Annotated in this window: 14 protein-coding genes; 8 read left to right on the forward strand and 6 right to left on the reverse strand. The window is 69.3% G+C overall.

All coding sequences use genetic code 11. The annotated features are described in order from the left end of the window. Positions 1 to 30 precede the first annotated feature (30 nt). Complete coding sequence (gene htpG / locus D7Y04_RS40545) at positions 31 to 1938, reverse strand: molecular chaperone HtpG (protein WP_121762861.1); 1908 nt, start codon at positions 1936 to 1938, stop codon at positions 31 to 33. Positions 1939 to 2069: 131 nt separating this feature from the next. Between htpG and D7Y04_RS40550 the strand changes: the two genes are divergently transcribed. From D7Y04_RS40550 to D7Y04_RS40565, 4 genes are all read left to right on the forward strand, one after another. Further along, entirely contained in the window at positions 2070 to 3791 is a 1722-nt protein-coding gene (locus D7Y04_RS40550; RefSeq protein WP_121762814.1) for a hypothetical protein, read from the forward strand. Between the two features lie 77 nt (positions 3792 to 3868). Further along, positions 3869 to 4594, forward strand: a complete 726-nt coding sequence (locus tag D7Y04_RS40555) for a fatty acid desaturase (RefSeq protein WP_121762815.1) — start codon at positions 3869 to 3871, stop codon at positions 4592 to 4594. A 34-nt stretch (positions 4595 to 4628) separates the two neighbouring features. Then, entirely contained in the window at positions 4629 to 5618 is a 990-nt protein-coding gene (msrP, locus tag D7Y04_RS40560; RefSeq protein WP_120598049.1) for a protein-methionine-sulfoxide reductase catalytic subunit MsrP, read from the forward strand. 3 nt (positions 5619 to 5621) lie between these two features. After that, a complete protein-coding gene (locus D7Y04_RS40565; protein ID WP_121762816.1) occupies positions 5622 to 6233 on the forward strand; it encodes a sulfite oxidase heme-binding subunit YedZ in 612 nt (203 codons plus the stop codon). Positions 6234 to 6239: 6 nt separating this feature from the next. Here D7Y04_RS40565 and D7Y04_RS40570 read toward each other — a convergent pair whose 3' ends face one another. The 4 genes from D7Y04_RS40570 to D7Y04_RS40585 form a co-directional block, all read right to left on the reverse strand. Continuing rightward, positions 6240 to 6722, reverse strand: a complete 483-nt coding sequence (locus D7Y04_RS40570) for a response regulator (RefSeq protein WP_120598047.1) — start codon at positions 6720 to 6722, stop codon at positions 6240 to 6242. Positions 6723 to 6842: 120 nt separating this feature from the next. Beyond that, positions 6843 to 8066: a hypothetical protein gene (locus D7Y04_RS40575; protein ID WP_121762817.1), complete on the reverse strand. Its 1224-nt coding sequence runs from the start codon at positions 8064 to 8066 to the stop codon at positions 6843 to 6845. Further along, positions 8063 to 10618, reverse strand: coding sequence for a TonB-dependent receptor domain-containing protein (locus D7Y04_RS40580; protein WP_171807823.1), 2556 nt, complete (start codon positions 10616 to 10618; stop codon positions 8063 to 8065). The genes D7Y04_RS40575 and D7Y04_RS40580 overlap by 4 nt, the downstream gene beginning before the upstream one ends. Continuing rightward, complete coding sequence (locus D7Y04_RS40585; RefSeq protein ID WP_121762818.1) at positions 10615 to 12228, reverse strand: serine/threonine-protein kinase; 1614 nt, start codon at positions 12226 to 12228, stop codon at positions 10615 to 10617. The genes D7Y04_RS40580 and D7Y04_RS40585 overlap by 4 nt, the downstream gene beginning before the upstream one ends. 290 nt (positions 12229 to 12518) lie before the next feature. Here D7Y04_RS40585 and D7Y04_RS40590 point away from each other — a divergent pair, with 290 nt between their 5' ends. Together D7Y04_RS40590 and D7Y04_RS40595 are read left to right on the forward strand one after the other, a co-directional pair. Then, positions 12519 to 13388 carry a cobalamin-binding protein gene (locus D7Y04_RS40590; protein ID WP_121762819.1) on the forward strand — a complete coding sequence of 290 codons (870 nt, stop codon included), beginning with the start codon at positions 12519 to 12521 and terminating at the stop codon, positions 13386 to 13388. 42 nt (positions 13389 to 13430) lie between these two features. Continuing rightward, positions 13431 to 15365, forward strand: a complete 1935-nt coding sequence (locus tag D7Y04_RS40595; RefSeq protein WP_121762820.1) for a BamA/TamA family outer membrane protein — start codon at positions 13431 to 13433, stop codon at positions 15363 to 15365. 4 nt (positions 15366 to 15369) lie between these two features. On the opposite strand, the gene D7Y04_RS40600 is transcribed toward D7Y04_RS40595, so the two are convergent. Beyond that, positions 15370 to 16149: a UPF0489 family protein gene (locus D7Y04_RS40600; RefSeq protein WP_121762821.1), complete on the reverse strand. Its 780-nt coding sequence runs from the start codon at positions 16147 to 16149 to the stop codon at positions 15370 to 15372. Positions 16150 to 16237: 88 nt separating this feature from the next. Here D7Y04_RS40600 and D7Y04_RS40605 point away from each other — a divergent pair, with 88 nt between their 5' ends. Both D7Y04_RS40605 and D7Y04_RS40610 read left to right on the forward strand, forming a co-directional pair. After that, positions 16238 to 18418: a S9 family peptidase gene (locus tag D7Y04_RS40605; protein ID WP_121762822.1), complete on the forward strand. Its 2181-nt coding sequence runs from the start codon at positions 16238 to 16240 to the stop codon at positions 18416 to 18418. 146 nt (positions 18419 to 18564) lie between these two features. After that, entirely contained in the window at positions 18565 to 20790 is a 2226-nt protein-coding gene (locus D7Y04_RS40610; protein ID WP_121762823.1) for a S9 family peptidase, read from the forward strand. The last annotated feature ends 100 nt before the right edge of the window (positions 20791 to 20890 follow it).

The following is a 20890-nucleotide window of genomic DNA, read 5'->3' on the forward strand; positions in this document are numbered from 1 at the left end:
GGCCTCGCGACCCGCGCACGCACGGGAACATCAGCTCCGGGCGGCCACCTGCGTGAGCAGCGCCGTCATGCGCCGGGCGAACCGGTTCGGGTCGCTCAGCGGGCTTCCTTCCGTGAGCAGCGCCTGGTCGTGGAGCAGCTCAATCCACTCGCCCACCTGCGGCGCGGCCGGGTCGTTCGCGAGGAGTCCGCGCAGGTGCTCGATGACCGGGTGCTTGGGATTGACCTCCAGGATGCGCTTGATGCGCGGCATCCCCTTGCCGCGCTCCTTGAGCAGGCGCTCCAGGTAGGCCGGCGTTCCGCCCTCCGACACCACCAGGCATACCGGCGAATCCGTGAGGCGGTCCGACACGCGCACCTCGCGCACGTCCTCCTTCAGCACGTCCTTCATCTTGTCCGTCAGGCCCTTGAGCCCTTCCGACTGCTGCTCCTTCGCCTTCTTCTCCTCGTCCGTGGACTGGAGCTTCAGGTCCGCGTTGAGCGCGGAGACCAGCGGCTTGCCCTGGAACTCGCGCAGGCCCTGCGCGGCCCACTCGTCCACCGGGTCCGTCATGAAGAGCACCTCGTAGCCGCGCTGCTTCAGCGCCTCCAGGTGCGGGCTGTCCGCCACCGCCTTCCGGCTCTCGCCGTAGACGTAATAGATGGCCTCCTGGCCTTCCTTCATGCGGCCCACGTAGTCCGCCAGGGACGTGAGGCCCTCCTCACGCGAGGACTCGTAGCGCACCAGCGCGCCCAGCTTCTCGCGGTACTCCGTCTCCAGCGTCAGGCCTTCCTTCACCACCGTGCCGAAGGACTCCCAGAACGTGCGGTAGTCGTCCGGCTTGTCCTTGGCCAGCTTCTCCAGGAGGTCCAGCGACTTCTTCACCACGTGCTTGCGGATGGCGCGCACCACCGCCGAGTCCTGCAACATCTCACGCGACACGTTGAGCGGCAGGTCGTCCGAGTCGATGACGCCGCGCACGAAGCGCAGCCACTGCGGCACCAGGTCCTCGCAGCGGTCCATGATGAACACGCGCTTCACGAACAGCCGCACGCCGCGCTGCTGCTGCGAGTTCAAATCGAACGGCGGGTGCTTGGGCACGAAGAGCAGACCCGTGAACTGCTGCGTGCCGTCCGCCTTGAAGTGCGTCCACGCCAGCGGCTTGTCGAAGTCGTGCGTCAGGTGCTTGTAGAACTCCTGGTACTGCTCGTCCGTGATTTCGCTCTTCGGACGCTGCCAGAGGGCGCTGGCCTTGTTCACCACCTCCAGCGCGGTCTCCGTGGCCTGCGTGTCCCCGCTGCCCACCTGCTTCGTCACCTGGAGCTTGATGGGGTGGCCCACGTAGTCCGAGTACTGGGTGATGAGCTGCTTCAGCTTCCACTCGTCCAGGAACTCCTTCTGGTCCGCCTTCAGGTGCAGCGTGATGGCGGTGCCGCGCGTGGCCTTCTCCGCCGGCTCCACCGTGAACGTGCCGTGCGCCTCCGACGCCCACTTCCACGCGGAGGTCTCACCGGCGGCGCGGCTCACCACCTCCACGCGGTCCGCGACGAGATACGCGCTGTAGAAGCCCACGCCGAACTGGCCGATGAGCTGCACGTCGTTCTTGCCCTTCTGCGCCAGCGCCTGGAGGAACTCGCGCGAACCGGAGTGCGCGATGGTGCCCAGGTTCTTCACCAGCTCGTCGTGCGTCATGCCGACGCCGGTGTCCTCGATGGTGAGGGTGCCCTGGTCGGCGTTCGGGATGATGCGAAGCTCCAGCGCGGACTCGTCCTTGAGCAGCTCCGGCTCCGTGATGGAGCGGAAGCGCAGCTTGTCCAGCGCGTCGGACGCGTTGGACACCAGCTCGCGCAGGAAGATCTCCTGGTGGCTGTAGAGCGAGTTGATGACCAGGCTCAGCAGCTGCTGGATCTCCGCCTGGAATGAGTGGGTTTCCCGCTGGGGGTGGGTCTCTGCGGACATGAAGGCCTCCGGACGCTGACGGAACGCGCCAATGCCCTTCCCCATAACCATGCCCGGCGGCTTGTCGAGAAGAGGGAATCCGCCCACACCCGTCACTGGGAGGCGGGGACGGGTTGGGGTAGGGAGGGGGCATGCCCAAGTCCAGAACCCTGCTGCCCCTGCTTGGCGCGATGCTCCTGTCGAGCGCCGCCCCTGCCCAGGAAGCCCCCGCCCGCCTGCCGGACGCCCCGACGCTGAAGCGGATGACCGCGCGCTTCGCCCCCGTGGACGTCAAGGTGGACGTGTCCAAGCTGCCGGACGCGGAGAAGCGCGCCCTGGCCAAGGTCCTCCAGGCGGCCCGCATCATGGACCCCCTCTTCCTGGGCCAGGCGTGGGCGGGCAACCAGACGCTGCTGCTGGACCTGGTGAAGGACACCACGCCCCTGGGCAAGGAGCGGCTGCATGCGTTCCTGCTCAACAAGGGCCCCTGGTCGCGCCTGGACGAGGCGAAGCCGTTCATCCCCGGCGTGCCGGCCAAGCCGGACGAGGGCAACTTCTATCCCGCCGGCGCCACCAAGGCGGAGGTGGAGGCGTGGGTGAAGAGCCTGCCGGAGGCGAAGCAGCACGAGGCCACGGGCTTCTTCACCACGCTGCGCAAGGGGACGGACGGCAAGTTCGTGAGCGTGCCCTACAGCGTCGAGTACCAGGGCGAGCTGGGCATGGCCGCGCAGCTGTTGCGTGAGGCCGCGGCGCTCACCCAGCAGCCCACGCTGAAGCGCTTCCTGGAGACGCGCGCGGCGGCGTTCCTGTCCAACGACTACTACGCGAGCGAGGTCGCGTGGATGGAGCTGGACGCGAGCGTGGACCCCACCATCGGGCCCTATGAGGTCTACGAGGATGGCTGGTTCAACTACAAGGCCGCGTTCGAGGCCTTCATCGGCGTGCGCGACGACGCGGAGACGCAGAAGCTGGCGAAGTTCAGCGCGGAGCTCCAGGAGCTGGAGAACAACCTCCCGATCGAGCCGGGCCTGCGCAACCCGAAGCTGGGCGCGCTCGCCCCCATCCGAGTCATCAACAGCATCTACTCGTCCGGCGACGGCAACCGGGGCGTGCAGACGGCGGCCTTCAACCTGCCCAACGACGAGCGCGTGGCGGCGGAGAAGGGCACCAAGCGCGTGATGCTGAAGAACATCCAGGAGGCCAAGTTCCAGCGCGTGCTGCTGCCCATCGCGAAGGTGGCGCTGCCCGCGAAGGACCGCAAGGACGTGTCCTTCGACGCCTTCTTCACGCACATCCTCATGCACGAGCTGATGCACGGCCTGGGGCCCCACAACGTCACCGTGGCCGGGAAGCAGACGACGGTGCGTCAGGCGCTGCAGGCGGCCTCCAGCGCCATTGAGGAAGCCAAGGCGGACATCTCCGGCCTGTGGGCGCTCCAGCGGCTGGTGGACAAGGGCACGCTGGACAAGGACCTGCAGCGGACCATGTACACGACGTTCCTCGCGTCCGCGTTCCGCTCCATCCGCTTCGGCATCGACGAGGCGCACGGCAAGGGCATCGCGCTGCAGCTCAACCACTTCCTGGACACCGGCGCGGTGAAGGTGAACGCGGACGGCACGTTCGAAGTCGTGCCGGACAAGATGCAGGCGGCCGTCACGTCGCTGACGAACCAGCTCATGGCCCTTCAGGCCTCGGGCGACCGCACCGCCGCGGAGGCGCTGCTCGCGAAGCAGGGCGTGGTGCGCCCCTCCGTGCAGAAGGTGCTGGAGCGGCTGAAGAACGTGCCGGTGGACATCGAGCCGCGCTACGTCACCGCCGACTCGCTGGTGAAGGACTTCGGCGCTCCGGCCGCCACGCCCGCGGCGAAGAAGTAGTGTCCCCGGCCACGCTCCGTCCCACCCGCGCGCGTTTCTTCGTGCGCGGGGGGCGGGGCCCGGCCAGTAAGGGAGCCATGGCGCCCGAGCCCTCCACCCATCCCGCCCCTCCCGACCCGTGGGGCGTCGTGCTCGCGCTCGCGGTGGTGGGCGCGTGGGGTGGGCATCTGGCGTGGATGCTGGCGGGGCCCGCGCTGCCGTGGGCTTCACCGCTCTCCTGGCTGCATGTCCTCCTGCAGATGTGGCTGTCCACCGGCCTCTTCATCACCGGGCATGACGCCATGCACGGCACCGTGTCCCTGAATCGCCGGGTGAACGCGGCGGTGGGGATGCTGGCCTGCTTCCTCTTCGCGGGGTTGTCCTACCGCCGGCTGGTGGTGAACCACCGCGCGCACCACGCGGACCCCACCGGCGAGCACGACCCGGACTTCGCGGCGCGGGGCGTGTCGTTCTGGCCGTGGTTCGGGGCCTTCATGGTCCGCTACACGACGTGGCTTCAAATCGCGGTCATGGCGCTGAAGTTCAACGTGCTGCTGTGGCTGGGCGTGCCCCAGGCGCGCATCCTGGCCTTCTGGGTGCTGCCGTCGGTGCTGGCCACCGTGCAGCTGTTCTACTTCGGCACCTACCTGCCGCACCGGCGCCCGGAGACGGAGGGCATGGCGCCGCACCATGCGCGCTCCCTGCCTCGCAACCACCTGTGGGCCCTGCTGTCGTGCTTCTTCTTCGGCTACCACTGGGAGCACCATCAGTCCCCCGGCACGCCCTGGTGGCGGCTGTGGCGGGCGAAGGACGCCCGGCGGTAACCGGAAAAGGGGCTGGGGCGTTATAGAGGGAGTCATGCGCGACAAGCTCCCTCCCGAGCCCCCTGGCTCCGAAGTGACGCCCGAGAAGCTCTACGTGCGCCGCCGCGAGTTCATCAAGAACGCGGGCCTGTTCGCGGGCACCGCCGCGGTGGTGGGCGGCGGGCTGTACCTGCTGGGCATGAAGCGCACCCGGCCCATGGACGGCTTCGTGCCGGACGCAGGCGCGGTGGCCCAGCCGGTGGTGCCCGCCCAGGGCCTCTTCAGCACGGACGAGCCGCGCACGCCCTACGAGGACATCACCACCTACAACAACTTCTACGAGCTCGGCCTGGACAAGAACGACCCGGCCCGCCGCGCGCACCTGTTGAAGACGCGGCCGTGGACCGTGGTCATCGACGGGGAGGTCCACAAGCCGTGGACCGTGGACGTGGATCAGCTCATCTCCGCCTTCCCGCTGGAGGAGCGCGTCTACCGGATGCGCTGTGTGGAAGCCTGGTCCATGGTGATTCCGTGGCTGGGCCTGCCCTTGGGCAAGCTGCTGGACCGCGTGCAGCCCACGTCGTTCGCGAAGTACGTGGCCTTCACCACGCTGGAGGACCCGGAGCAGCTGCCCGGCCAGAAGAGCCCGGTGCTGGACTGGCCTTACGTTGAAGGCCTGCGCCTGGATGAAGCCCAGCACCCGCTGACGCTGCTGGCCACGGGCCTCTACGGCAAGCAGCTGCCCGCGCAGAACGGCGCCCCACTGCGGCTGGTGGTGCCGTGGAAGTATGGCTTCAAGGGCATCAAGTCCATTGTCCGCATCACGCTCACGCGCGAGCAGCCGCCCACGACGTGGAACATCACCAACAAGCGCGAATACGGCTTCTACGCCAACGTGAACCCGGCGGTGGATCACCCGCGCTGGAGCCAGGCCTCGGAGCGCCGCATTGGTGAAACTTCGCGCCGGCCCACGCTGCCCTTCAACGGCTACGCGGACGCGGTGGCCGGCCTCTACAGCGGCATGGACCTGAAGCGGGACTTCTGAACGATGGCCTCCTCCAAGCTCCCCTGGCTGAACCCCGCCATCACCGTCGGAGGACTGTCCCCGCTGCTGCTGCTCGCGATGCAGGGGGCGCAGGGACAGCTGGGGGCCAACGGCATCGAGTTCGCCCTCAACCAGACGGGCCTCTTCGCGCTGGCGGTGCTGCTGGGGTCGCTGGCGTGCACGCCGGTGCGGCTGGTGACGGGCTGGACGTGGCCCGCGCGCATCCGCCGCACGCTGGGCTTGCTGGCCTTCACCTACGCGGCGGCGCACTTCCTCACCTACGCGGTGTTGGATCAGGGCCTGGACGTGCGCGCCATGGCGGAGGACGTCTTCACCCGGCCGTTCATCACCGTGGGCTTCACCGCGCTGATGCTGCTGGTGCCGCTGGCCGTCACCTCCACCAACAAGTGGGTGCGGAAGCTGGGCTTCCCCACGTGGCAGCGCCTGCACCGGCTGGCCTACGTGGCCGCGGTGCTGGGCGTGGTGCACTTCGTGTGGCGGGTGAAGAAGGACGTCACGGAGCCGGTGCTCTACGGGGCCGTCCTGGCGCTGCTGCTGGCCGTGCGCGTGGGTGAGGCGCTGCGCAAGCGGCGGGCGCTCGCGCGCCCGGCCTGAGACGGGCTACTTCGCGGTGGCGCGGGGCAGCGGGAGGATGGTGTCCACCAGCGTCATCAGCTGCGCGCAGCTCACCGGCTTGCGCACGAAGGCGCTGATGCCGGCCTTCTGACCCAGCGCGCGCACCTCCGCCACGTTCGGATCGCCCGTCATCATCAGGATGGGGACCTTGGACAGCCTGGCGTTGCTGCTGGCGCGGATCTGCCCGGCGAAGTCCGCGCCGTTCATCCCGTCCATGTGGAAGTCGGTGAGGATGAGGTCCACATGCTCCGCCTCGGCGACCTTGAGGCCTTCCTCGGCGGACTCCGCCTCCAGGAACTCGAAGCTGCGGGCCATGAGGTAGATCTTCAGCAGCGTCCGGATGGAGCGGCTGTCGTCCACCAGCAGCACGCGCTGCGGACCTGTCCCCCCGGCCGGACGGACCGTGGGCGTACTCCCCGTGGGACGGGAGGGCGCGGTTTCGGGGGTGGAGAGAGGGCCGGCCTTCATCGGAATCAAAACCTCGGGGAGGAAACGCCTCCAGCGGCTCCGCCCATGGTCGCGGAAGGGCCCTGCGAAGTCAAAGCAACCAGGGCACCCCGCCGCGATTTCAGGAGGGCGAAAACGACCTCAGCGGACCTCCAGCACGAACGCCTGTGACTGCACGCCCGGCAGCCCCACGGCCTCCGCGAGCGCCGGGTCCAGCTCGTTGGGCAACCGCCACGTCTGACCCGTGGATTGAAGCAGGGTGACGCTGTAGCGACCCGGGGGCACGGCCGCGAGCGGCGCGGGCGCGGCGGGGTCGCGCGCGTCCAGAGCGAGTGCGCGGATGGCCACCACCAACTGCGGAACGAAGACGGGCTGCGGGCGGGGCTTCCCTTGTTCGTCGAGCAGCGCGGCGAGCAGGGGATCAGGCGAAAGGCCCGCCGCCAGCACCGTCACGTCCGGCTTGCCGTCCTTGCCGCCGCTCACGCGCGCGTAGTCCACGCCCTCGTCGTCCACCATGCCGTCGCGGTTGAGGTCGTTCTCATCCACGTAGCCCGTCACGCCTTCCGCCAGCTTGCGGACGATGACGCGCGGCCAGAAGTCCGGCACGCCGTCGCCGTTGGCGTCGTCCGGGACGCCGTCCTTGTTGGCGTCAATCAGCTGCACCCAGAAGCCAGGAGGCCGCTGATCCACCGCGCCGGTGAGGACCTGCGGCGTGAGCGTCAACGTCTTCAGGGGCGTGTTCGAGGTGTTGAACTCGCGCGGGTCCGCGGTCTGGAACGCCGGCCGGTCGAAGGGCACGGTGGCCGAGTCCGCGAAGGACACGGAGACGCCGCTGAGCGGCTGGGGCCAGCCGTCCGCGTCCGTCGTCACTTCCAGGACGCGCGTGGCGCTGGTGGCGGGGTCCACCGCGCCGCCGCCCACGTCGCCCGCGTTGGGCTCGGAGGTGACGCCGTACCAGGGGTTGAAGTCGGACACGTGGCAGGGCTGCGGGATGTTCCGGCAGGTGTCCGCGTCGATGAAGCCGCGCAGGAGGTAGCGGCCCGGCTCCACCAGGCTCAGCGAGAACGGCGCGGTGAACGGGCCCGTGGAGCTGTCACCCATGGACGCGCCGAACAGCTCCGCGGCGGTGACGACGGTGAAGGCCAGCGGCCGGCCGGAGCCCGCGGGCGGCGGCGGGTTGGCCGCGTCGTAGATGAACACGATGGCGTTGCCGCGGGCGCGCGACTGCACCACCAGGCTGCCCTCGATGCGGGCCGAGCGCGTGTGCTGGCGGCCGTCCGCGGTGGGCACCACGTCCGGGGCATCACAGCCGCCAGACAACAGCGACGCGAGCGTGAACGCGAGGAAGGGAAGGGCGCGCTTCATGGGGTCACCGTGAGGTTGGCGAACACGCGCCGCTCGATGCGGTTGCCGAAGGGGTGCTCCGCGTGGCTTCCACCGAGCTGGCTGCCTTGCAGCGCCACGGAGACGAAGTCCTTCACCACGGTGTAGCCCACGCGGGCGTTGACGACGGTGTACGCGGGGAGGTTGTTGGCGATGAGGTCCACGCGCGTCGGGTCGGACGCGGAGGGCTCGCGCTCCACCCAGGTGGTGGAGGTCGTGAACGCCGCTTCGATGCCGAACTCCAGGTCCGTGCGCGTGCGGTAGGTGACGCCGCCGAAGAGGCGGAAGGCCGGCGTCTGGCTGCACGTGCCGCACTGGCCGTCGTCCGGCAGGTCGGAGCTGACGTGCTGGTACGCGGCGCTCGCCTTCACGCCCAGGCCGTCGATGGGGGACACGTTGATGCCCGCCTCGACGCCGCGCGCGGTGTAGATGGCGGCCTCGTTGGTGAACATGGAGCGGCCCAGCAGGTAGTTGCCGGTGCCGCTGTCGTAGGACTCGCCGGCGGGCAGGGGCTGCACGGGCGACAGGGCGATGAGGTCCTTCACCGTGTTCTGGTAGAGGGCCACGTCCCAGTCCAGACCCAGGCGCGGGGACTCACCACGCCAGCCCAGCTCCAGCGCGTTGAGGCGCTCGGGGCGCAGCGTCCGGTTGCCGGTGGTCAGCAGGCTCACTCCGTTGACGCCCGGCACGGGCACGGGCAGCCGGGTGTAGCTCTCCAGGAACGTGGGCTCGCGGAAGGCGGTGGCCACGGACGCGCGGAAGGCGTGCCCTTCAATGGGCTGGAACACCGCGGACAGACGCGGCGACTGCGCGATGCCCGGGTTGCCCTTGTCGAGCAGCGGGTGGCGGTCCACGCGGTAGCTGACGATGAGGCGCAACGGCTGCACGATGCGCCACTCGTCCTGGACGAAGGCCGCCGCGTGGAACTCCTCGCGCAGGTCGTCCAGGTACTGGAAGGCCACGCGCTTCAAGCGGCCCTCCACGCCGATGTTCACCTGGTGCTCACCGGCCAGCTCGAAGCCGCGCGCGTACAGCGCTTCACCGTTGAAGACGTTGGACGCGACGCTGGTGCTCAGCGAGCGCTGGCCAATGGCTTCGTACTGCGGGCCCGCGTCACCGGACAGGTGGTTCCAGAACGCCTTGAGCTTCACGGCGCCCAGCTCCACGTCGGCCTTGGCGTACGCGCCCAGGCCGTCGATGTAGTAGTTGCGCAGCAGGCCCAGCGGATAGATCTCCGTCAGGTAGCGGTGCACGCCGCCGGAGACGCCAATCGCGCGGCCCTCCTCGAACGTGTAGACGGTGGACAGGTTGGCGCGAGCTCCGCGCTGCCCCAGGTCCGGATCCGCGGGCCCTTGCAGGGCGAAGTCCGGACGGCCGCTCTCGTAATCGCGGCTCCACTTGTCCTGCTGCTGGTAGGCGGCGGACGCGCGGTAGCGCAGGCTCCCGTTCTGACCGTGGCTGACGAAGGAGCCCTGCACGGTGTTGCCACCGCCCGCCATGGCGCTGAAGCGCGCGCGCCGGCCGGTGCCGGGGGCCTGGGTGATGATGTTGATGACGCCCAGCATCGCGTTGGCGCCGTACAGCGCGCTGCCTGGACCGCGGATGACTTCGATGCGGTCGATCTCCTCCAGGCCGATGGGCAACCCCGCCCACACCGTGAGGCCGAGGAAGTCCTGGTACTCGGTGCGGCCGTCCACCAGCACCAGCACCTTGTTGGCCAGTCGCTGGTTGAAGCCGCGCAGGCTGACGTTGGCGCTGCCCACGCCCATGGCCATCACGTCCGCGCCGGGCACGCGGCGCAAGAGCTCCGGCAGCGTGGTGGCGCCCGACAGGCGGATGTCCTCAGCGGTGATGACGGTGGTGGCGTTGGGCGCTTCCAGCGAGGACTGGGCGCGGCGGCTCGCCGTCACGACGCGCTCTTCGTACGGCACCAGGCCCTGGTCGCCGGAGGTGTCGCCGGACTCGGCGCTGCCGCTGGTGCTGGCGGTGGGGCCGGGCGTGGCCGCGGGCTGCTGCGAGCCCTGGGGCTGGGCGGTGAGCGACTCCGCGCGGTTGACGGCCTTCTCCAGCCGCTCCATGAGCGTGGCCAGCTGCTGCTGGGCCTGGATGCTCGTGGGGGGCGGCGGCGGCATGGGCAGGCCGGTGGTGCCCGTCGTGCCGGTCTCGGTGCCGGGGGTGGGCGCCTCCGCCTGGGCCGCCTTCTGCGTGGCTTCCAGGCGTGTGACCTGGGCCTGCACGTTGGTGGTGTCCGGAGGATTGGAGGCGAGGTAGCGCTTGTAGGCATCCAGCGCTTCGTCCAGCCGGCCCGCGTCCTGGTACGCCCGGGCGATGTTGTAGAGGACGCTGGGGTGCGGCTTGATGTTGTAGGCCTCTTCCAATTCGGCGATGCCCTCATCGAACTGCTTCTGTTCGATGAGGTTCATGCCATTGCGGAAGTGGCGGCGCGCTTCGAGTCGCGCGTCCGCCAGGGCCTCGGTCGCGCAAAGACACAGCGCGAGGAGCGCTCCACGTCGGAAGGCTGTCGGGGGATTCACTGGTACGGATCGTCCTTGTACGAGGAACCCGGAGCCTTGGGGGAAGGCTTCGGTCCCTGCTTCTTGATGCGCGGAAGCTTGATGGAGACGTTGACGGTGGTGCCCGGCTCGCCTGCGTACTTCTTGCTGACGGTCTGGTAGCCGTCCATCGCGAACGACACCTCCACGGACGCGAGGCCCGGGCCGTCAGGGGTGTGGGTGATGACCATCGGCGTCGTGCCACGCACCTGGCCGTCGAGCATGATCTCCGCGCCCTGGGGCTCGCTGTCCAGGTCGAAGCGCACGGTCCGGGGGGCGGCTGGCGGCGGCGTGACGGCGGTCTCCGCGACGGCCGTGGGCTCGCGGGCGGGGGGCGGCTGCGCGACGGGCGTGCGCGCCACGGGGGCGGACTCGAACGGATCCACCGGGGGCTTCTGTGATCCGCGCAGCACGAAGATGCCCGCCACGCCCAGCCCCACGATCAGGGACGCGCCGAAGAGGGCGATGCCCAGACCCTTCCTGGACTTCTTCTCCGCGAGGCCACCGGCCTCGTCCACGGAGATGTCCAGCGCCATGGTGTTGGGCGCGGGCGTGGGGCCGGAGCCCAGCGCCTGATGGGGGCCGGTGTGGATGCCGCTGTGCGGACCGCTGTGGGGGCCGGAGCCCACCGCGTTGAGGCCGGTGCGTGTGGCGAAGACGCCGCTGACGCCGGACGCGGACGCGGCGGAGCGCATGCCCTGGAGCACGGCGTCCATGGACGCGTAGCGGTCCACGGGGCGCTTGGCCAGGCACTTCATCACCAGCGACTCCACCTCCGCCGGCACGTTGTGGTCCGGCCACACGGTGTAGAAGGGCGGCGGCGGGTCGTTGATGTGCTTGACGATGACGTCGATGCTCTGCGCTGCCTGGAAGGGCGGCCGGCCCATCAGCACCTGGTAGAGCACCACGCCCAGGCTGTACACGTCGCTGCGCGGATCCGCGATGTTGCGCGCCTGCTCCGGCGCCATGTACTGCGGCGAGCCCAGGATGACGCCCGCCTGCGTGAGGGTGGTGTCCTCCTTCATGGAGGCGTCCCCCGAGAAGGACTTCACCAGGCCGAAATCCAGCACCTTCACCACGTCGTGATCGGCCTCCTGGTTGAGGACCATCACGTTGGCGGGCTTGAGGTCGCGGTGGATGAGACCGACCTTGTGCGCCTCGCGCAGTGAGCGGGCCACCTGCTGACCGATGGCGAGCGCGCGCTCCCACGGCAGCGGGCCTTCCTGGGTGAGCAGCTGCGACAGCGTCAGCCCCTCCAGGTACTCCATGGCGATGTAATAGATGCCGTCTTCCGTCTTGCCGTAGTCGATGACGGTGACGGTGTTCGGATGGCGCAGCTTCGCGGTGACGCTGGCCTCCAGGAAGAAGCGCTTCTGGAAGCCGGGGTCCTTGCCCTCGCCGCTGTACTGCGGGTTGAGGACCTTGAGCGCCACCAAGCGGTCCAACGGGGCCTGCATGGCCTTGTAGACGCGGCCCATGCCTCCGGCGCCAAGCGTCTCCAGGATGCGGAAGCGCTCGTTGAGGATCCGCCCGAGCAGGGGATCCGGCACGTCGGCGGGCGCGCCCTGGCGGCGGGCGTCGCTTTCGATCATGTGTTCCCCCAAGGTGAAGAGAAGAACCGCATACGTCGTTTCAGACCCGGCGGATGCTAGCACCGCCTTTGAAAACCGCCCAAGAGACGTGCCGCTATCATCGCCGCGCCCCAGCGCCGAGTTTCCGGCCCGCGAGGCACGCTCGCACTCCCGCACCTCCCGTGCGCATCGCGTCCCCCGGTGGGGGTTGGAAAACGAGGAAATCAGCGTCCGTTGCCGCACAGTTCGTGGCAGCTGGTGCGTCGCGTCATCTCCGGTGACAGGGACTCGGGCGGGTTAGGGTTTCCCGCATGAATGCCAGGCTGTCCTCGCTGTTGTCGTCGGCGCCGCGGTTTCCGCGGCGGGTGGTGTGCCTGACGGAGGAGACGACGGAGGTGCTCTACCGCATTGGCGCGGGAGACCTGGTCGTCGGCGTGTCGGGGTTCACGGTGCGGCCACCGGAGGCGCGCAAGAAGCCGAAGGTCAGCTCGTTCCTGGACGCGAACTTCGAGCGGATATTGGAGCTGAAGCCGGACCTGGTGCTGGGCTTCAGCGACCTGCAGGCGGACATCGGCCGGGAGCTGTGCAAGCGCGGGGTGCCCGTGTACCTGTTCAATCAGCGCTCGCTCGCGGAGATATTGCAGGCGGTGCGGCTCACCGGTGCGCTGGTGGGACGGGCGGAACCCGCGGAGGCGCTGGCGGTGGAGCTGGAGAAGAACCTGGAGCGTCACTCGGACGCGGCGCAGTCCCTGCCGAAGCGGCCGCGCATCTTCTTCGAGGAGTGGCACGAGCCGCTCATCTCCGGCATCCGCTGGTGTTCGGAGCTGGTGGAGGTGGTGGGTGGCGTGGACGTCTGCCAGGAGTCGCGCGCGTCGCAGGGGGCGAAGGGCCGCATCTTCGACCCGGAGGAGGTGGCGAAGCGCGACCCGGAGGGCGTCATCGCCAGCTGGTGCGGGCGCAAGGCGAAGCGGGAGAAGATCGCCTCCCGGCCGGGTTGGGCAAACGTGCGGGCGGTGGTGGACGACCAGCTCTACGAAGTGAGGAGCTCGTACATCCTCCAGCCGGGGCCGGCGGCGCTGTCGGACGGGGTGGATCAGCTGGCCCGCATCGTGGCGGCCATCGCGAAGGGGGAGAAGCTGCCCATGGCCCGGCCGGGAGACCTGCGCACCGCGCTGGGGTGAGGGGAGGCTGGCGGCAGGCGCGGCGCATGACAGGATGCGCGCGTGCCGCTCTCCCTGCCCGTCCTGCTGGTCACCGTGCTCGCCGCGACGGGCACGCCGTCGGGGCAGACTCCTCCGGAGGAGGTTTCCGGCAAGCCCCAGGACGTCGTGCCGCCAGATGCGCCGGTGCGCTCGCCGGACGTCGATCCGTCGGGCGTGTCGAACACGGACGTCGCGCCGCCGCCCCGCTCGGAAGAGGTCCCGGTGGGGCCGGAGGGCCCGCAGCCGCCCGTGGTCACCACGGACGCGGAGCGCACGAAGAACTACGAGGAGGCGCTCATCGCCTGGGGCCTGGGCGAGGTCGAGCGCCAGGTGGAGCCCGCGCCCCAGGGCAAGATGCTGGAGGAGGTGCTCGTCACCGCGGAGGAAGTCGTCGCGCCGATGGATCCGTATCCATCGCTGCTCAACATCTTCCACGTCCGCACCCGCGATGAAGTCGTCCGGCAGGAGGTGCTGATTTCGCCGGGGCAGCCGTACTCGGAGGCGCTCGTCGCGGAGTCGGTGCGCAACCTGCGCAAGCTGGGCCTGTTCTCCGTGGTGCGCGCGGTGCCGGTGAAGGGCAGTGCTCCCGACAAAGTCGCGCTGTTGCTGGTCACCAAGGACCTGTGGTCGCTGCGGCTCAACAACGAGTTCTCCGCCGTGGGCTCGCTGCTGCTCTACCTGCGCCTCCAGGGCACGGAGCAGAACTTCCTGGGGCGCGGCAAGAAGGTGGCGCTGGACTTCATCATGCGCCTGGACACGTTCAGCTTCGGCCAGAGCTACACGGACCGGCGCGTGCTCGGCAGCCGCTGGTCGCTGACGGAATCCGCCGCGGTGCTCATCAACCGCGACACGGGGCGCGCGGAGGGTTCGCGCGGGAGCCTGGTCGTCAGCCGGCCGCTGTATTCGCTGGCCACGCCGTGGAGCCTGAGCACGTCCGTGGCGTGGAACATGGAGACCGCGCGGCAGTTCCGGGGCGCGGACATCTGGCAGCTCCCGTTCCCGGACGGCGAACCCGTGCCGTACATCTACAACGCGCGCGAGGTGGCCGCGGGCGCCACGTACACGCGCTCCTACGGCCAGCGCTACAAGTGGAACGTGGGCATGGGCGCGGGTGCCTACCACTACGCCTACGCCGCGCCGGTGGCGTCGCAGCTCACCGACGCGCAGACGGACTGGTTCCGCCGCAACTACCTGCCGCGCGCGGAGGACGCGGGGTACGCGAACTTCTCCCTCAGCGCCTTCGAGGCCCGCTACGACGTGCTTCGCAACGTGGACTCCTACACGTTGTCGGAGGACTTCCAGCTGGGGCACTCGGTGCTGGCCACGCTGCGCTACGCGCCGCCGGTGTTCCCGTCCGCCGCGCACTTCGCGGAAGGAGGCCTGTCCCTGCGCTACCGCGTGCACTGGGGTGACGCGCTCACCACCGCGTCCGCGGCGGCTTCCATCCGCCAGCAATTCAGCGCCAGTCAGCCGGGGGTGAAGGAGGGCTGGACGAACCGCCGCTGGGCCGCGGAGCTGGTGCAGGTGTCGCCGCGCGTGCTCGGGGGGCGCTTCGTGGCGCGAGGCCTGCTGGACGTGAACATCGACGACCTGTCCGAGCGCGTGAGCCTGCTGGGCGGCAGCAACGGCCTGCGCGGCGCGGCGGTGGATGCGTACTCCGGCAGGCGCCTGCTGCTGGTGAACCTGGAGTACCGCACCGCGCCGCTCGTCGTGCGCACGGTGCACGTGGGCGGCGTGTTCTTCCTCGACTCGGGCAGCGCGTTCAACGAGCGGCCGGAGATGGTGACCACCGTGGGCGTGGGCCTGCGGGTGCTGTTCCCCCAGTTCAACGTGTTCCCGTTCCGCATCGACTTCGGCTACGTGCTCAACGGCGACCGTCCCCCCGTGGGCAGCCGCCTGTCGCTCAGCAGCGGGCAGGTGACGGACTACCGGCCCAACTTCCTCGACTCGCCCTGAGCCCTCAGGGAGGCTCGACGCGCAGCAGCTCGCGGAAGAGGACCTCCGCCACGTCGCGGAACAGCTCTCCGGACGCGAGCAGTCCGCCGCAGTGGTGGGGTTCGCGCGCGAGCGTCAGCGCCACCGCCTTGCCCAGCACCGCGTCCCAGAAGGGCTCCGAGTCGAGCGGCAGGAGGAACTCGCGGATGATGGCCTTCGGCCATGGCAGCACGGTGGTGGGGTCCGCGTCGCTCAAGCTGGTGAAGCAGTCCAGGTCCACGTCCAGCAGCACGGCGGACGCTGCCTCCAGCACATCGCGCACCGCGTCCGTGGGGCCGGGGCGCAGGTATGCCTCCGCCGCTCGGTCCACGGTCGTCACCGTCACGATGCGGTGCGAGCGTCCGCGCGTGTCCACGTAGGTGTCCGCGGCGAACGAGCCTCGGGGCCGGGTGCGCGCGATGATCAACGCGTCGCCCACGAGGTTCGCCTCCATCGCCGCGAGGATGTGGTCGTAGTTGCGCACGTCCAGCTTCCACCGAGCATGCTCGTCCAGCGCGCGCAGGCCGGCGGAGCGGTCCGGCATGTCCGCGGGGCGCTCCGGCACCACGATGTCCAGGTGCCGGTCCAGCGTGACGAGCAGGGCAGGGGGGCCCTCATCGCCCAGGGCACACGCCCACGCGGGCAGCGCGAGCCGATGCGGGTCGAACACATAGGCGTCCGTCGGACCGCGGCCTCCGCCCAGGCCCAGCCGCACCACCCCCGCGAGGCGCAGGTGGCGCAGGGCGTCGTCATTTTTCGAATTCATGCGGGACGAAATCCCCTCCAGGCTCCGGCGTTCAGAGGATGTCCATCCTGCCGCGAAAGGAGCCCCGTCCCTCGGGGTTCAATCACGCATGCGTCCATTCGTCACCGTCGCGCTGCTCCTCCTGGGGATGCCCGTCCTGGCCCAGGAGCCGTCGTCCTTCCTGCGCCAATACGCTGAAACAGGGCGCTTCATGAACGGGAGGCCCGTGAATGCGCGCATCACCCCGGACGAGAAGTCCGTCCTCTTCCTGCGCACGTCCCCCACGTCCAACGTGCGGATGCTCTACGCGTTCGACGTGGCCAGCGGGCAGACGCGGGAACTGCTCACCCCCGAAGCCCTGCTCAAGGGCGCAGAGGAGACGCTGTCTCCCGAGGAGAAGGCACGCCGCGAGCGCATGCGCGTGAGCGCCCGGGGTTTCACCTCCTACAACCTCTCCGAGGACGGCACACGCCTCCTGGTGCCCCTCTCCGGCCGGCTCTACGTGGTGGACCGCGCAACGGGGAAGTCCACGGAGCTGAAGACGGGGCCCGGCGCCATCGACCCGCGCTTGTCCCCGGACGGCAAGCAGGTGGCGTACGTGCGCGAGCACGACGTGTACCGGGTGGACCTGGCCGCCAATCAGGAGAAGCGCGTCACGCAGGGCGGCACGGAGCAGAAGACGCACGGTCTGGCGGAGTTCGTGGCGCAGGAGGAGATGGGCCGCTTCTCCGGCTACTGGTGGAGCCCGGACGCGAAGTTCATTGCCTACGCGGAGTCCGACACGGCCGACGTGGAGAAGCTCACCGTCGTGGACGTGATGCATCCAGAGCGCCCTGCCGCCTCCTTCCCCTTTCCCCGTGCGGGCACGGCGAACGCGAAGGTGCGCCTGGGCATCACGCCCGTCACCGGTGGCAAGACCGTGTGGGCGCAGTGGGATGCGCGGAAGTACCCGTACCTGGCCACGGTGAAGTGGGACAAGGGTGGGCCGCTGACGCTGCTCGTGCAGAACCGTCTCCAGACGGAAGAGCAGCTGCTCGCGGTGGAGCCCGTCACCGGGAAGACGCGCGTGCTCCTCACGGAGCGGGATGCGGCGTGGATCGACCTGCACCAGGAGTTCCCGCTGTGGCTGGAGGATGGCTCCGGCTTCCTCTGGTACACCGACCGCAACGGCGCTTCGGAAGTGGAGCTGCGTAAGGCCAACGGTGAGCTGGCCCACTCCGTGGTGAAGCCGGGCGCCGGCTTCCGGAGCCTCACCCACTACGTGCAGGCGGACCGGACGCTCTTCTTCACCGGCGACCCGAACCCCACGGAGAGCCACCTGTGGCGCGTGAAGCCCGGTGGAACGCCGGAGCGGGTGGACACGGGCACCCGGGGGCCCGCCCTGGAGTACGGGCTCGTCTCCAAGAACGGGGGCCTCGTCGTCCTCAACAGGCAGAGCCCCAAGAGCATGCCGCGCATGCTGGTGCTCAAGGGCGACGGCACGATGATGGGCGAACTGCCCTCCATCGCCCAGGAGCCCTCCTTCACGCCGGACTTCGAGGTGCGCCAGGTAGGCCCGAAGAAGTTCTGGACCTCGCTGGTGAAGCCGCGTGACTTCAAGCCCGGCAAGAAGCTGCCCGTCATCGTGGACATCTACGGCGGTCCCATCATCACGGTGGTGCACCAGTCCATGTCCCTGCACCTGATGGACCAGTGGATGGCGGATCAGGGCTTCCTGGTGGTGAAGGTGGATGGACGCGGCACACCCCTGCGCACCGCCGAGTGGAACCGCGCCGTGAAGCACGACTTCGCCACCATCACCCTGGATGATCAGATTGAAGCGGTGCAGGCGCTGGCGAAGGAGGTGCCGGAGATGGACCTCAGCCGTGTGGGCATCACCGGCTGGAGCTTCGGCGGCTACATGGCGGCGCTCGCGGTGATGAAGCGCCCGGACTTCTTCAAGGCCGGCGTCGCGGGCGCGCCGGTGACGGACTGGCGCGACTACGACACGCACGCGACCGAACGGTGCCTGGGGCTGCCAGACGAGAACCCCCAGGCCTACGAGGTCAGCAGCCTGCTCACGTACGCGAAGAAGGAAGGGCCCATTGGCGCGCTGCTGGTGATTCATGGCACCGCGGACGACAACGTCTATTTCTTCCACGCCCTGAAGCTGTCGGACGCGCTCTTCCGCGCCGGCAAGCCGCACCAGTTGCTGCCCCTGTCCGGCCTCACGCACATGGTGGCGGACCCGCTCGTCACGGAGCGTCAGTACGAGCGCGTCATCACCCACTTCCAGCAGAACCTGAAGTAGCCGGAGGCCCCGCCCGGTATCGTCCGCTTCCGGTGGGAATCCTCTCCAGGGCCGGACGTTGGGAGGGCCGCGCGGCGGCCGGAGTGTAGGCTTGCCCGCACCTTCCCGCGAAAGGAGCCCCGCCCCGCGCGGGGATTCAGCTACGCATGCGTCAGGTCCTTACCGCCGCCGCGCTTCTCCTCATGAGCAGCGCTCCCTCCATCGCCCAGGAACGCAAACCCTCCGCCATGGCCCCTTCGCAAAAGCAGCCGGACACCTTCCTGCGCCAGTACGCCGAGACGCGCCGCTTCCAGAGCGGCCGCCCGGTGGGCACGCGCATCACCCCGGACGAGAAGTCCGTCCTCTTCCTGCGCACGTCCCCCACGTCCAACGTGCAGATGCTCTACGCGTTCGACGTGGCCGGCGGCCAGGCGCGTGAGCTGCTCACGCCGGAAGCCCTGCTCAAGGGCACCGAGGAGACGCTGACCCCCGAGGAGAAGGCCCGCCGCGAGCGCATGCGCGTCAGCGCCCGGGGCTTCACCTCCTACAGCCTCTCCGAGGACGGCACCCAGCTGCTGGTGCCCCTCTCCGGCCGGCTCTACGTGGTGGACCGCGCGACGGGGAAGTCCACGGAGCTGAAGACGGGCCCCGGTGTCATCGACCCGCGCCTGTCTCCGGACGGCAAGCAGGTGGCATACGTGCGCGAGCACGACGTGTACCGGGTGGACATCGCGGCCAATCAGGAGAAGCGCGTCACGCAGGGCGGCACGGCCCAGAAGACGCACGGCCTGGCGGAGTTCGTGGCGCAGGAGGAGATGAGCCGCTTCTCCGGCTACTGGTGGAGCCCGGACGCGAAGTCGATTGCCTACACGGAGTCCGACACGGCCGACGTGGAGAAGCTCACCATCGTGGACGTGATGCACCCGGAGAAGGGCGGGGAAATCTTCCCGTACCCGCGTCCCGGCAAGGCCAACGCGAAGGTGCGCCTGGGCGTCACCCCCGTCTCCGGCGGCAAGACGGTGTGGGCGCAGTGGGACGCGCAGAAGTACCCGTACCTGGCCACGGTGAAGTGGGACAAGGGCGGGCCGCTCACGATTGTCGTGCAGAACCGCCTCCAGACGGAGGAGCAGGTGCTGGCGGTGGAGCCCGCCACGGGCAAGACGCGCGTCCTCTTCACGGAGAAGGACAACGCCTGGGTGGAGCTGGCCCAGGACTTCCCGCTGTGGCTGGAGGATGGCTCCGGCTTCCTCTGGTACACCGAGCGCAACGGCGGCCCGGAGGTGGAGCTGCGCAAGGCGAGCGGTGAGCTGGACCGCTCCGTGGTGAAGCCGGACGCGGGCTTCCGCAACCTGTCCCGCTTCGTCCAGGCGGACAAGACGCTCTTCTTCACCGGCGGCCCCAACCCCACCGAAAGCCACCTGTGGCGCGTGAAGTCTGGCGGCGCCCCGGAGCAGGTGGCCACCGGCACCACCGGCCCGGCCGTGGAGAACGGGCTCGTCTCCAAGAACGGCGGCCTGGTCGTCCTCAACACGCAGGGCCCCAAGGCCATGCCGCGCACCGTGGTGCTCAAGGGCGACGGCACGAAGCTGGGCGAGCTGCCTGAAGTTGCGCAGGAGCCGTCCTTCACGCCGAACTTCGAAATCCGCCAGGTGGGCCCGAAGAAGTTCTGGACCTCGCTGGTGAAGCCGCGCGACTTCAAGCCCGGCCAGAAGCTGCCCGTCATCGTGGAGGTCTACGCGGGGCCCACCGTCACCGTGGTGCACCAGTCCATGGCCGCGCACCTGCTCAGCCAGTGGTTCGCGGACCACGGCTTCCTGGTGGTGAAGGTGGACGGCCGCGGCACGCCGCTGCGCACGTCGGACTGGAACCGCGCGGTGAAGAACGACTTCGCCACCATCACCCTGGATGATCAGATCGAGGCGGTGCAGGCCCTGGCGAAGGAAGTGCCGGAGATGGACCTGAGCCGCGTGGGCATCACCGGCTGGAGCTTCGGTGGCTACATGGCGGCGCTCGCCGCGCTGAAGCGCCCGGACTTCTTCAAGGCCGCGGTGTCCGGCGCCCCGGTGGTGGACTGGCGCGACTACGACACGCACTACACCGAGCGCTACCTGGGCCTGCCGGAACAGACGCCCCAGGCCTACGAGGTCAGCAGCCTGCTGACGTACGCGAAGAAGGACAGCCCCATTGGCGCGCTGCTGCTCATCCACGGCACCGCGGATGACAACGTGTACTTCTTCCACACGCTGAAGCTGTCGGACGCGCTGTTCCGCGCGGGCAAGCCGCACCAACTGCTGCCCCTGTCCGGCCTCACGCACATGGTCCCGGATCCGCTCATCACCGAGCGCCAGTACGAACGCGTCATCTCCCACTTCGAGCAGAACCTGAAGAAGTAGGCCTGAGCGCGGCTCAAGGCCTGGAAAGGCAGAGGCCCGGTTCCCTCAAGGGACCGGGCCTCTGTTGCTTCAACCAGTCCGTGAGGAATGGCTGAGACGC

The organism is Corallococcus sp. AB038B (genome assembly GCF_003668955.1).
In the GTDB taxonomy this organism is placed as follows: domain Bacteria; phylum Myxococcota; class Myxococcia; order Myxococcales; family Myxococcaceae; genus Corallococcus; species Corallococcus exiguus.